Here is a 13,637-nt window from a genome sequence, read left to right as displayed (position 1 = left end):
AAGAAAACTGATTAGAGTAGAATTCTGTATGCAAGTACTTTGGATCTAATTCGCTCTGAAGATAGTTATCGTGACTCTACTTGCTGGGTGTATTTGATTTTAGTTCCAGAATTTTCAAATCAATACATCTACACATTTATATCGTCATGATAACATTTGAAATTATATGGAAATAATATAAACCTCTCCACGGCTAGGACTCATGAAAAACAATCCATTCATCAAAAGACTTCATCAATCTTTCCAAATCGAAATATATGTTGTGACTTATATCACGATAATTGCTGCATACTTTGCCATAGTTTTAAACTTTCCTGTTACCAGCAAAATTTTCGAGTTGGCAGCAGAAGATTCCCTCAGTTTTGCTTTGAGCAGCCCTTTACTACTATTCTTCTGCTTCATCATTATTTTTACACTCTTCTCATTTCCATTTTTATTGAAGCCTTTATCAATCATATTGGTATTACTGTCATCAATGGCGCTTTATGCTGCCGTTAAGTACAACGTTATGTTTGACTATGGCATGATAGAAAATATTTTCGAAACTCACTCTAGCGAAGCCACGTCTTATCTAAGCCCGAGTTCTGTTTTATATTTTGTCGTTTTTGGTTTAGCGCCCGCAGTCGTTTTGGGCTTTGTGAAAATAAAGAAATCTAGTTCAGTATTGAAAGGCTTGATGAGCCGAATTGTTGCTGTTCTCGTTGCAGCAATAGGTATCGTGCTTATTGCGCTACTTTTTTACAAAGACTATGCCTCTGTTGGACGAAATAACCGTTATCTGAATAAGATGATCAACCCAGCATTTGCATATAACACGGTCAAATATGTCCGAAATAATTACTTCACGACACCGCTTGTCTACCAACCCCTTGGAGAAGACGCCAAACTTGAACCTGCTCTTAATGGGAAACCGAATTTAGTTGTGTTGGTTGTTGGTGAAACGGCGCGTTCAATGAACTACTACTATAATGGTTACAGTCGAAATACTAACCCGTACACAGAAGATATGGGACTGATATCATTCAAGAATGTATCATCTTGTGGTACAGCGACAGCAGTTTCTTTACCTTGTATGTTCTCAGATTTAAGTAGGAATAATTACGATAAGGCACACGCGATAAGTCGTGATAATGCGATGGATATTATTGGTCGTGCAGGCGTGAATTTGTCTTGGATTGAAAATGATGGTGGTGATAAAGGGATCAGCAAAAATTTCCAATTAATAGAAATTGACCACGCTGCGAATTCTGACTTGTGCAACAATGGTGTTTGTTACGATGAAGTCATGGTGCCGATGTTGGATCAACAGGTTCAAGCGACACAAGGAGACAAACTGATTGCTTTTCATGTGATAGGAAGTCATGGCCCTACTTATTACAAGCGTTACCCTAAAGAAAAGGCTCATTTTCAGCCAGACTGCCCTCGCAGCGATATCGAGCACTGCACCGACGAAGAAATCGTAAACACCTATGACAATACAATTGCATATACCGATTTTGTTCTTGCTGAATTTATCAATAAATTAAAGACCTACCAAGATAGATATAACGTTGCTCTTATGTACATCTCTGACCACGGTGAGTCTCTGGGTGAAAACGGGATGTATCTACATGGCACACCTTATTCCATCGCGCCTAAAGAGCAAACTCAAGTACCATGGTTGATATGGTTGCCTAGTCAATATTCTGAACAGAGAAAAATTGATCGAGCCTGTTTATCAACAAGTGCAGAAACAGGTGAGTTTTCTCACGATAACTTCTTCCATACTCTAATCGGTTTCTTTGGTGTTATCACGAAAGACAAAAATGACGATATGGATATTATCAATCATTGCCACATATCGAAGAGCTAATCCTTATGACACAATCACAGACTATTCAAAAGCGAACAGGGTTGAATCGCATCATTTTTACCTTTGCTAACAGCTACCGTGGTATTCGCTGGATGATTCAGAATGAAGCCGCATTTCAACAAGAACTCATGTTATTCGTCCCTCTGACAGCAGTTGCTGTATGGCTGCCGATATCGGTTTTACTTAAAGCCCTACTTATTTGTAGCTTATTGTTTATATTGTTTTCGGAAATGGCTAACACCGCGATTGAAGCCACTGTTGATCGAATTGGCACCGATTTTCATCCACTTTCAGGCCTAGCGAAAGACATTGGCTCTGCTTGTGTTTTGATCAGTTTCATAATCGCTACGATCATATGGATAGCCGTGATTCTATCGATTAGCTGAGCTGTTTTAAAAGAGGCGTAGATAACTTTCCTTCGTATAAGTTTTCTACGCCAGTCATCGTGAACGCTAAACTCTGTTAGTTTGTGATACCTGATGTAATCTATGCTTTGCCAACGAGAAAAACGCATAAAACGTTTATGTCCAAATGTGAGTTAGCAGAGCTTTATGGCTGTTTACTTCGATAGCTACACATGTGCTACATATCCTTTTGAGTTATATCTATTTTGCTTTCTAAGTTGTTGTATTTTGTGGGTTTTATGTTTATTTTATTATCCCTTAACAGGGCGTTATTTTCGCAACGGATCTCTCAGGCTGAATGTACGTGGTTGTAGCCTAAGAGTGAAAGTGGCGGGGTAATAGGGTGGAAAAGCGGCGAAAAGGGCGAATATTGGTCATTTCCATGCTAGCCTTAAAGCGCTTTAAGCGCACCTTAATATGGCGCAGCAATTAAAGAGTGACGCTAAAGCGATTTAAGGTAGTGAGCTGCCAAATACTTCGGCTTCGATTTTTGCCTGCATACCGAAAATTTCTCGTCATATCAAAAGATTAGGCGTAAACATAGCCGACTTTAGTTGCGGAATAACAAGACGTTCAAGGCGATTCGAAACGCATTGGGGTTTTAGTGCCCAAATAGGCACGGATTTATCAGAGTTTATTTTAGGTTAGGGTGCATGTGCGTCTCTCACACCTTAACTGCGCGTTATAGCGCATAAACAAACAGATACAATGTGCCTGAAAAACAATATGAGAAAATAAAAATGAAAAAAATTATGGTGTTGTCTTTAGCTTCTCTTACACTAGTTGGTTGTGGGGCTCCCAGATATATGGGCACCCCTGTTCCTGAGACTAATATTAAGTCGGAAATAGTTGTTGTTAAAGATAATGAAACTCGCTCTGGGTTCCAAAATACAATTGAGTCTTGGCTACAAGAACATAACTATTCTTATGTTGTCGTACCTGATAATTCTAAGCACGACCTGAACAAATTGACTCTTGAATATGAAGGTCACTGGGGGTGGGATCTGGCGTTATATTTGAAAAACGCGGAGATAACAGCTTATCAAGGCGGGCAAAGAGTTGGGGAAGTGAAATTTAAAGTTCCTTATACCGCTAATCCTAATAAATTTGGTGATGCAAGTAAGAGAATTGGTTTTATGATGGACACGCTTTTTGGCCAAATGACACCAGAACAAGCAACTCAAGCAGCAAACGCGTCTTCATCAACTACGCCAAACTAGCGCTATAACAAACTGTTTAAGAGTGATTCGCAACGCGTGGCATTTTTACTATGCGTTGGTTTTAGTGTTTAAGGTGGTATGCGGTAGCATCGGTATTGCGTTGCTCATACCTTAACAGGGCGTTAGGTGCTTGAAGGAGAAGGTAAGTATGGAAATTGCTTTTCGGCAGATAAACATTGATGATTTCGAATTATGCGTTGCTGCGAGAAAAGATGCATACTTTTGTAGTTTTGGGCATTACGATGGTTTCGACGACTTCATCAGTGGTTATCGTGAACGCGTCTTAGACCGGTTAGCAACATCAGGATGGTTCTATATCCATATATTTGTGGATAGTCAGTTTGCAGGGCAGTTAGAGTTTCGTAGCTTTTCACCCGAGCCGGAGACTGGTTATGTGCATCTCATTTACTTAAAGCCGAATTTTCGTGGTTCAGGACTCGCTCCAAAAGTGCAGGATTATATTGTAAGCACTTTGAGTAAAGCGGGTTGTTTGCGTGCTGTACTTTCAGTAAGCCGAACTAACCATCGAGCTCTCACATTCTATAAGCGCCATGGTTGGGAGTTCGTGCGCAAGAATCCCAAGCACGATGAAACAGACTTTTACCAACTTTGGCTACGCACCTAACAAACTGTTCAAGAGGGATTCGCAACGCGTGGCATTTTTACTATGCGTTGATTTTAGTGATTAAGGTGGTGTGCGGTGGCTTCGGTATTGCGTTGCTCACCCCTTAACAGGGCGTTAGGTGCTTGGAGAAAATCATGAATTCAAAGGAAGTCGTCCTAGCTTTTTGGGATGCGATGAAAACAAATGACTTTGCCAAAGCAAGCGAGTGGCTTAGCCCAGACTTTGAGGGTTTCTGGCCGCAGTCTGGTGAACTTATTATTGGCCGAGACAACTTTACGTCTATCAATTCCTATTACCCAGCGAATGGTATTTGGGAGTTTACAGTTCACTCTGTAGTTTGCGACGGTGAAACAGTTGTCACTGATGTATCAATTACAGATAGTGTCCAAAAAGCACGAGCTATAACTTTTCTTACCGTTGAAAATGGCTTAATAAGTAAGCAAAAAGAGTTCTGGCCAGACCCAATGGAAGCACAGGCATGGCGGGCAAAATGGGTCAGATTAGTGCAAGATTAAGCTACGCACCTAACAAACAATTTAAGAGTGATTCGGCACGCGTGGCATTTTTCGTATGCATTGGCTTTAGTAGTTAAGGTGGTATGCGGCAACATCGGTATTGCGTGCCTCACACCTTAATTGGGCGTTATGCTTTTTGGTGACTTAAGGATTAGTTAAGAGAGTAAATATGCCATTTACACCTTTGCATATGGGGTCAGCGTTAGTTTTGAAATCGGCGGCTAGTGCAAGTTTTTCATTAACTGTTTTTGGTTGGTCTCAAATAGTTATGGATATTCAACCTTTAGTTGTGATGTTGACTGACTCAGGAGAGTTACATGGCTGGAGTCACACGATTCTAGGAGCTACTTTGCTAGGTCTGTTATCAGCAATAACGGGTAAGTATCTGAGTGAAAGTGGATTGTTTATTATTCGGTGGCAGCGCTTTCTTCCAATAAAGTGGAAAACTGCTTATCTAAGTTCCTTTCTAGGTACATACAGCCATGTTTTTATTGACGCCATAATGCATGTAGATGTTTTACCTTTTTCTCCCTTATTCGATGGCAATCCGTTTCATGGGATGGTCAGCATAGTCGTGCTTCAACAAATTTTCATAGCGAGCGCTGTTATTGGTGGGATTCTTTGTGTTGCTCGAGATAGTAAATCAAAAAAAGCATAACAAAGCGTTAAAGAGGGACTTGGCACGCGTGGCATTTTCAATTTGCGGTAAGTTTAGTGGTTACGGCGTGATGCGGTCACTTTTGTAGTGCGTGCCGGCGCCCCTTAACGCGGCGTTATGTAACTAGGAGGAAAAATGAAGATCAGTGAAATAAACGGCTTTGAGGCTACGGGTTTCGTCATTCGCACAACTAATGCGGGTGAAGTAAATCCATCGACTGCAAAAATTGGAGAGCTTTGGGCAAAGTTTTACTCAAATGCTGCTCCAAAATTGAATGAAAAATCAAAAGTTTTTGGCATTTACACAAATTATGAGTCTGATTTCACGGGGGCTTTTGACGTTATCGCTTGTTCGGATACTTTGTCACCAGAAATATTATCAGACTCAGTAAAAGTTAACGTTACTTCTGGCAAATACGTAACTTTTGCTGCAAGCGGTGAAATGCCACAAGCAGTTATAGATCTTTGGGGTAAAGTCTGGAGTTACTTTAGTTCTGAAAACTGCCTTTACAAACGCGCATACACAACAGACTTTGAATACTATAAAAGTGCTCATGAAGTCGAGATCTCTATTGCTGTTAGATAGTTACATAACAAACTGTTTAAGAGTGATTCGCAACGCGTGGCATTTTTACTATGCGTTGGCTTTAGTGTTTAAGGTGGTATGCGGTAGCATCGGTATTGCGTTGCTCACACCTTAACAGGGCGTTATGTTTAATCAAGTAAAATCAGTAGCTTGTGTCTTTTCTTTGCTCTCTAAGTCATTCTGTTTTGGTCTTTTAGCAAATTGGCATGGTTTGACGCTATTTTCCGAACAATTTCCCAATCTTTAAATTAGAACTTCAGTTTTTGTGTTTTCTCTTTTCAAAGTTCAATTTTGTCAAATTTATGATTTAATTCAGTTTTTTAGCTTCTGGTTTTGTTTACAAAAGTAAGTCGGGTTAAACTTTCGTATAGCTGAACGTAAGGTATTGAATCTTAAACATAACAAACAGTTCAAGAGGGACTCACAACGCGTGGCATTTTTACTATGCGTTGATTTTAGTGTTTAAGGGGGTATGCAGCGGCTTCGGTATTGCGTTGTTCACCCCTTAACTGGGCGTTAGGCATCAATGTGATTATCAATAGGAACAGGTGAAATGGAACTCAATGAAGAAATAGTAAAAGAATACTTTTGTTCGGTGAAAAAGTGCTTCATTCAAGAAAATGTTCTTTACAAAGTTACCACCAAGAGAGAAGGGAATAAGAAAGGTGGTGGGTGGAGCGATATAGACTTGCTAGCTTACTCTCCATTAGATAACAGAATATTAGATATTGAGGTTAAATACCGAGAAAAAGCGCCATTTCATCGTGGAACGGATAGGGCATCAAATCTGGATAAAGTAATAAATAACTTTTTTCTAGAGTCAAGAATCGAAAAAATTGATGAACTAAACCCTCAATTACTATTGGTTGAACATATCTTTGTTACAAATAGGAAAGCATTTACTGAAAAAACAAGATCTGAATATGAAAGCTTGCTTGTAAAAAATAATATTACTCTTATTTATTTTGAAGATATTTTCAAAGAGTTGCAAAACCACTTTAAAGAAAATTCCAACAAAATGACGAGTGTTATTGGGCAGATGTTGAGGATGTTAAATAATCAAAATGAGTCGTAAAGATGCCTAACAAACTGTTTAAGAGTGATTCGCAACGCGTGGCATTTTTACTATGCGTTGCACTTAGTGTTTAAGGTGTTATGCGGGAGCTTCGGTGTTGCGTTGCTCACACCTTAACAGGGCGTTAGCTAGTAGAGGATATCTAAATGGACAGCGGTAATCTTGAAGTGAAATTTGATGACGCGATGATGGCGATATATAAGCGTGCCCTATCGGAAGTTAATTATAAAGCAACTGTTTTCTTGAGGATGCTCCTTGAACATAAGGGGCTCGAAACAGCTAAACTTCTAATTCATTCTCCCAAAGTTTCTGACGGTTATACTTCTCTATGGCAACTAGGTCGCCTAGATTTAACAGTCGAAGCATTAATAATTGATAATCCAATTTGGCATGATCTTTTTAATGAAGAAGAGCTCGCTATTTGCAAGAAAAGGTTGAAAGACTATCGATATAAGCGGCTTACTAGCTAACAAACTGTTTAAGAGGGATTCGCAACGCGTGGCATTTTTACTATGCGTTGAATTTAGTGATTAAGGCGGTATGCGGCGACTTCGGTATTACGTTGGCTCACCCCTTAACAGAGCGTTAGTACTGGATTGGCATCAACGGTAAATTTTTCGGGGTTTATCGGGTTCTTTTCCTAGCTTTACACCTGGTCAAATGTACCTTTCACGTTCTTTCCGGTGGCACTATATGAGTTGTGTTCGCGTTGATTTTATCGTTTACGGTTTCTAACTTTCGGGGCTATTTCTTTGGTGTTGAGATATTTTCGTCAAAGAACGAGCTTCTTTGGCGCGGTCGTTTAGTTCTATAGCCCGTATCCTTTGCTAATTTGAAACCGGTGAAAAAAGGCAGTTTTGCATATTTTTCTTCTCGCCAACTTGCGTTTTGATAGTGAGTTCTAGTTTGGCAGTTGTCCCTTTAGCTTCAGCGTTTTAAGCCACAAGTTTCGTGCTATATTTCAATATGTTGGCGTGTGCCAAAGGCTTTAAGAGCAGCGTACTAACAAACAATTCAAGAGGGATTCGTAACGCGTGGCATTTTTGCTATGCGTCAGTTTTAGTGATTAAGGCGGTTTGCGGCGGCATCGGTGTTGCGTTACTCACCCCTTAATTGGGCGTTATACGATTAAGGAGAAAAATGAAGCCTGATTTACACGGAAGTAGGGTTGTTTTAAGGTCAATTCAAATGGATGATTCTGATGACTTGTTTGAAATTTATGGAGATATTCAAACAATGGAATTTGCCTCAGAACCGGTTTTTCCATCGAAAGATACGATATTTCAGATGCTAGAAAGCGTCGTCCAATTAGAAAAGTCGGGTGAATCGTTGGAATGGGCAGTCTTAGAACAATCAACCAACAAAGTTATCGGAACTTGCGGTTTACATAGTTTTAGTGATTGCGGTCATTCATGCGAGGTTGGATGCTTACTTAATTCATCATATTGGCGACAAGGTTATATGTTTGAAGCTCTCAGTTTATTATTTTCTCATGCAAAATCTGTGGGCATTGAAAAATTGTATGCAGACATTGATGAAGGTAACTTTCGGTCTAAAGCTCTGTTTGAAAAATTAGGTTTCAAAGCTCAAAATGGTCAGTTTGAGCGCTCGTTGTGAGAAATTGTATAACAAAGCGTTTAAGGCAGATTCGCAACGCGTGGCATTTTTGGTTTTATTCAGCTTTAGTGTTTACGGCGCAATAATTTAGGTTCAGTGGTAGTGTTGCTCACTACTTAACGCGGCGTTATGTTCTAGGGAGAAATCAAGTGGTTGATCGGGTTAATTACGAAAGCTTACCTCAAATCGCAGGACCTTATGTCCATGCAACAAAACACAATAAAACGCTTTATATATCAGGGCTTACAGCTTACGGTACTGATGCTCAAGTCCTTAGTTTGACAGAACAGGCCAAAGAAATTCTCGCTCAAATTTCAACGGTTCTCAAAGCGGAAGGCTGTACAAAAAGCAACTTGGTAAAGCTAACCATTTTTGTTCGTGATATATCTAACTTAGCGAGTATCCGAGAGCTACTATTTCATTTCTATGATGGTCATTTGCCAGCCTGTTCTCTAGTTGAAGTTTCTAAGCTCATTCATCCGGACTTACAAATTGAAATTGAGGCAGTAGTAGCGCTTTGAGTACGAACATAACAAAGCATTTAAGAGGGATTCACAACGCTTGGCAGTTTTGGCTCTAGGTCAAATTTAGTGTTTATGGCACAATGCGTTAGGTTGGGTGGAGGCGTTGTTCACCCCTTAATGCGGCGTTAGTAGGGGTTTGACATCAAAGGTCATAAGTTTTGGTGTTTATCTGTTTTGGCGCTCGTCTTTACACCTTTCAGTTTGTACCTTTCACGTTCTTTCCGGTGGCACTATATGCGGAGTGTTCGCTTTGATTTCACCGTTTACGGTTTCTAACTCTTAGCCGATCTCTTTGGCGCTTCTTCATTTTCGTGGTGGCTTTTGAGATAACTTTGATTACTTTTGGTGTGGCTGTTGAAGTACGAGGAAAGAACCCTTTTCTAATTTGAAGCAAGTGAAAGTAGGGCAGTTCAGTGCGTTTTTCTTCTAACCAACTTTCGTCTCTCAATGCGGTAAAGTTTTGTAGCTGCCCGTCTCACTTCAGTGTTCAAAGCCTTTCATATCATGCCAGTTTTCAATATCTTGGAGCGCATAAATAGAAGCAGCGCATGTACTAACAAATTGCTTAAGAGTGATTCGTAACGCGTGGCATTTTTACTTTGTGGTGGCTTATGTGATTAAGGCGCTGTGCGGTAGCTTTTGTATTGCGTTACTCACACCTTAGCAAGGCGTTAGTTGCCAACGAGAAAAACGCAGCTAAAGCAGAATGTTTAGAGTTAAAATCAGTGTGTTTTTGGTGGGGTTTCGTACTTCAATTTTGAATCGCTCGGGTTTGTGAAAATCGTTCTCAGGTTTCTTTTGTGGTTGGATTTTCCGTTTCAGAAACCGGTTTATATGTTGAAAGTTAGCTCTGTAACATTGTTTGTCCAAAGGCGCTTTTTGGTGTTGTTAATCCGTTTTCTACTGCGCTTTGTGTCCCAAGTGGTTTCAGTGACAGGCGCTTTGAAACTACGCCTGATTTGAGTTTTTCAAAGCACGTAAAAACAGTGTTGGCAAAGCGGCAATCAACTTCAAATCAAAGCTTTAGGCTTGGCAACTAACAAAGCATTTAAGAGGGATTCACAACGCTTGGCAGTTTTGGTTTGAATTAACTTTAGTGTTTACGGCACAATGGTTTAGGTTAGGTGGTGGCGTTGTTCACCCCTTAATTGGGCGTTAGTTGCCAAGGCGAAAAAGGCAGCTAAAGCGGAGCATTTAGGGCTAATGGTCTGTGCTGTTTTTGCCTGATTCTGTGTTTAGGTGTAAGTTTGCTGAAGTTGCGTTCGATGTTTATTAGTGTGGTTTTGGTTTGCCGTTTCAGAAGCCGATTCACTTGTTGAGAGTCAGCTCTGTGGCATTGCCTTTTCAAATGAGCTTTTTGGTGTTGTTAGTCTGTTTTCTACGGCGCTGCATATTCCAAGTGGTTTCAGTGACAGGCGCTTTGAAACGCGCCTGATTTTAGTCAACCAAAACACATAAAGCTAGTGTTGGCAAAACGGCAATCGACTTCAAATCAAAGCTTTAGGTTTGGCAACTAACAAAGCATTCAAGAGGGATTCACAACGCTTGGCAGTTTTGGTTTGAATTAGCTTAAGTGTTTACGGCACAATGGCTTAGGCTAGGTGGTGGCGTTGTTCACCCCTTAATGCGGCGTTAGCATACTTTGATAGGAGTTTAGATGACTACGATAGTCGAACAAATTGTTAATCGTGAAATTGACTCGGTCATCGTGTACGAATCTGACCAAGTTATAGCTTTTGCAGACCATGACCCAATCAACTTTGGACATATTTTAATTTGTCCCAAGACTCAATACCGCACTTTCATCGACTTGCCCGAGTCTGTGTTTTTAGAGATCACCGACGTCGCAAGAGATTTATATAAGCGTATAGAAGCTAAGTTCAATCCCGATGGTATCGGCTTTATGCAAAACAACGGAGAGGCACCTCATTTCAACGAGCTCGACCATTACCATTTGCATATTTTCCCTCGGTTCCATGGCGACCAGTATGGTTGGATTAGTAGTGAACTTGGGATTCAAAGTATGGATAAACTTAGAGAATCACTTAAAGATCTATGAGCGTTGAAAAAGTATGCTAACAAATTGTTCAAGAGTGATTCGGCACGCGTGGCATTTTGACAATGCGTTGGTTTTAGCGGTTAAGGTGGTATGCAGAAGCTTCGGTATTGCGTGCCTCACACCTTAACAAGGCGTTAGGTGCTTGAAGGAAAAGGTAAGTATGGAAATTGCTTTTCGGCAGATAAACATTGATGATTTCGAATTATGCGTTGCTGCGAGAAAAGATGCATACTTTTGTAGTTTTGGGCATTGCGATGGTATCGACGACTTCATCAGTGGTTATCGTGAACGAGTCTTAGGCCGGTTAGCAACATCAGGATGGTTCTATATCCATATATTTGTGGATGGTCAGTTTGCAGGGCAATTAGAGTTTCGTAGTTTTTCACCCGAGCCGGAGACTGGCTATGTGCATCTCATTTACTTAAAGCCGAATTTTCGTGGTTCAGGACTCGCCCCAAAAGTGCAGGATTATATTGTAAGCACTTTGAGTAAAGCGGGTTGTTTTCGTGCTGTACTTTCAGTAAGCCGAACTAACCATCGCGCGCTCTCATTCTATAAGCGCCATGGTTGGGAGTTCGTGCGCAAGAATCCCAAGCACGATGAAACAGACTTTTACCAACTTTGGTTACGCACCTAACAAACTGTTCAAGAGGGATTCGCAACGCGTGGCATTTTCACTATGCGTTGGTTTTAGTGTTTAAGGTTGCATGCGGCGGCTTCGGTATTGCGTTGCTCACCCCTTAACAGGGCGTTAGCTTAAAACAATTAAAATCAATTGGTTGTGGTCTTTTCTTTCTTCCTTTGGCAATTCGTTTCGGTTTATCGGCAAATCAGCATTGTTTGCCAACGCGAGTTTTGAGCCGTTGCCTCAATTGAGTTTTGGGGTTGCGCGAGGTTAGCCAGTCTGGTGCAAAGTCGCTTTGTAAGTTTTGTTTTCGCTTTGATTTTTCCGAAAATGTGCTATCAGATTTACTGGTTTCATAGCAAGTGAACCGCCACAAAGTTTGAGTCAATTCGGGTTTTAAAACTCAAGCGGTTTGCCGGTTTCCCAAATCGGGTTAATCTCAATTTTGGTAAATCTAAAGTGTTGAAATTTAAGCTAACAAACTGCTTAAGAGGGATTCGCAATGCGTGGCATTTTTGGTATGCGGTGGGTTTTGTGATTAAGGTGGTGCGCGGTAACTTTAGCAGTGCATTGCTCACCCCTTAGCAGGGCGTTAGCACTGGGTAGGCATCAAAGGTTAAAAGTTTCTGTGTTTATTGGTTTCTTTTCCTAGCTTTACACCTGATCAAATGTGCCTTTCATGTTCGCTCCGGTGGCACTATATGCGAAGTTTTCGCTTTGATTTTACCGTTTACGGTTGCTAACTTTCGGGCGATTTCTCTGGTGTGGTTTCTTTGGCGCTGAGAAATTTGCGGCAAAACCTAGTTTCTCTGAAGCTGCTGTTAAAGTATGAAGCCCGAATCCTTTGCTAATTTGAAAACGGTGAAAAAGGGCAGTTAAGCATGTTTTTCTTCTATCTAACTTACATCTTGAAGTTAGTTTTCAGTTTGGCAGCTGTCCGTTTGGTTTTAGTGTTTTAAACCATAAATTTCGTGCAATATTTCAGCATCTTGGCGTGTGCCAAAGGCTTTAAGGGCAGCGTGCTAACAAACAATTCAAGAGGGATTCGTAACGCGTGGCATTTTTACTATGCGTTAATTTTGGTGATTAAGGTGGTTTGCGGTAGCATCGGTGTTGCGTTACTCACCCCTTAATTGGGCGTTAGCACTGGGTTGGCATCAAAGGTTAAAAGTTTCTGTGTTTATTGGTTTCTTTTCCTAGCTTTACACCGGATAAAATGTACCTTTCATGTTCGCTCCGGTGGCACTATATGAGTTATTTTCGCTTTGATTTCACCGTTTACGGTTTCCAACTTTTGGGCTAATTCTCTGGCGCGGTTTCTTTGATGCCGTCGATTTCTTACCTTAAATTTGGCTCTTTGCCGTGGCTGTTCAAGTTCGAAGCCCGAATCCTTTGCTAATTTGAAAACGGTGAAAAAGGGCAGTTAAGCATGTTTTTCTTCTATCTAACTTACATCTTGAAGTTAGTTTTCAGTTTGGCAGCTGCCCGTTTGGTTTTAGTGTTTTAAACCATAAGTTTCGTGCAATATTTCAGCATCTTGGCGTGTGCCAAAGGCTCTAAGGGGCGTGCTAACAAACAATTCAAGAGGGATTCGTAACGCGTGGCATTTTTACTATGCGTTAATTTTGGTGATTAAGGTGGTTTTCGGTAGCATCGGTGTTGCGTTACTCACCCCTTAATTGGGCGTTAGCACTGGGTTGGCATCAAAGGTTAAAAGTTTCTGTGTTTATTGGTCTCTTTTCCTAGCTTTACACCTGATCAAATATGCCTTTCATGTTCGCTCCGGTGGCACTAGATGCGAAGTTTTCGTTTTGAGTTCATCGTTTACGGTTTCTAACTTTCGGGCTATTTCTCTGGTGTTGTTTCTTTAGTGGTGCG

Annotated in this window: 13 protein-coding genes; all 13 read left to right on the top strand. The window is 40.7% G+C overall.

The window, feature by feature from the left end:
- Nucleotides 1-202: 202 nt before the first annotated feature.
- Nucleotides 203-1,852 carry a phosphoethanolamine transferase gene (locus tag DYB02_RS10320; protein ID WP_029805568.1) on the top strand — a complete coding sequence of 550 codons (1,650 nt, stop codon included), beginning with the start codon at nucleotides 203-205 and terminating at the stop codon, nucleotides 1,850-1,852.
- 5 nt (nucleotides 1,853-1,857) lie between these two features.
- Entirely contained in the window at nucleotides 1,858-2,238 is a 381-nt protein-coding gene (locus tag DYB02_RS10315) for a diacylglycerol kinase (protein WP_029805565.1), read from the top strand.
- A 758-nt stretch (nucleotides 2,239-2,996) separates the two neighbouring features.
- A complete protein-coding gene (locus DYB02_RS10310; RefSeq protein WP_025523695.1) occupies nucleotides 2,997-3,476 on the top strand; it encodes an Sbal_3080 family lipoprotein in 480 nt (159 codons plus the stop codon).
- Between the two features lie 148 nt (nucleotides 3,477-3,624).
- Entirely contained in the window at nucleotides 3,625-4,101 is a 477-nt protein-coding gene (locus DYB02_RS10300; RefSeq protein ID WP_047022987.1) for a GNAT family N-acetyltransferase, read from the top strand.
- 134 nt (nucleotides 4,102-4,235) lie between these two features.
- Nucleotides 4,236-4,616: a nuclear transport factor 2 family protein gene (locus DYB02_RS10290; RefSeq protein ID WP_047022988.1), complete on the top strand. Its 381-nt coding sequence runs from the start codon at nucleotides 4,236-4,238 to the stop codon at nucleotides 4,614-4,616.
- 169 nt (nucleotides 4,617-4,785) lie between these two features.
- Complete coding sequence (locus tag DYB02_RS10280; protein WP_029807198.1) at nucleotides 4,786-5,274, top strand: hypothetical protein; 489 nt, start codon at nucleotides 4,786-4,788, stop codon at nucleotides 5,272-5,274.
- A 135-nt stretch (nucleotides 5,275-5,409) separates the two neighbouring features.
- Nucleotides 5,410-5,859, top strand: a complete 450-nt coding sequence (locus tag DYB02_RS10275) for a GyrI-like domain-containing protein (protein WP_010645962.1) — start codon at nucleotides 5,410-5,412, stop codon at nucleotides 5,857-5,859.
- Between the two features lie 553 nt (nucleotides 5,860-6,412).
- Nucleotides 6,413-6,934, top strand: coding sequence for a hypothetical protein (locus DYB02_RS10260; RefSeq protein WP_029807279.1), 522 nt, complete (start codon nucleotides 6,413-6,415; stop codon nucleotides 6,932-6,934).
- Between the two features lie 146 nt (nucleotides 6,935-7,080).
- Entirely contained in the window at nucleotides 7,081-7,404 is a 324-nt protein-coding gene (locus DYB02_RS10250; RefSeq protein ID WP_029807330.1) for a hypothetical protein, read from the top strand.
- Between the two features lie 670 nt (nucleotides 7,405-8,074).
- Complete coding sequence (locus DYB02_RS10235; RefSeq protein ID WP_029807029.1) at nucleotides 8,075-8,551, top strand: GNAT family N-acetyltransferase; 477 nt, start codon at nucleotides 8,075-8,077, stop codon at nucleotides 8,549-8,551.
- A gap of 149 nt (nucleotides 8,552-8,700) precedes the next feature.
- Nucleotides 8,701-9,072 carry a RidA family protein gene (locus DYB02_RS10230; protein WP_029807031.1) on the top strand — a complete coding sequence of 124 codons (372 nt, stop codon included), beginning with the start codon at nucleotides 8,701-8,703 and terminating at the stop codon, nucleotides 9,070-9,072.
- A 1,660-nt stretch (nucleotides 9,073-10,732) separates the two neighbouring features.
- Complete coding sequence (locus DYB02_RS10210; RefSeq protein ID WP_041956323.1) at nucleotides 10,733-11,134, top strand: HIT family protein; 402 nt, start codon at nucleotides 10,733-10,735, stop codon at nucleotides 11,132-11,134.
- Nucleotides 11,135-11,294: 160 nt separating this feature from the next.
- Entirely contained in the window at nucleotides 11,295-11,771 is a 477-nt protein-coding gene (locus tag DYB02_RS10200) for a GNAT family N-acetyltransferase (protein ID WP_047022990.1), read from the top strand.
- The last annotated feature ends 1,866 nt before the right edge of the window (nucleotides 11,772-13,637 follow it).

The organism is Vibrio parahaemolyticus (genome assembly GCF_900460535.1).
Classification (GTDB): Bacteria; Pseudomonadota; Gammaproteobacteria; order Enterobacterales; family Vibrionaceae; genus Vibrio; species Vibrio parahaemolyticus.
The sequence above is the reverse complement of the archived record's forward strand: the minus strand, read 5'-3'. Positions and strand labels throughout refer to the sequence as shown.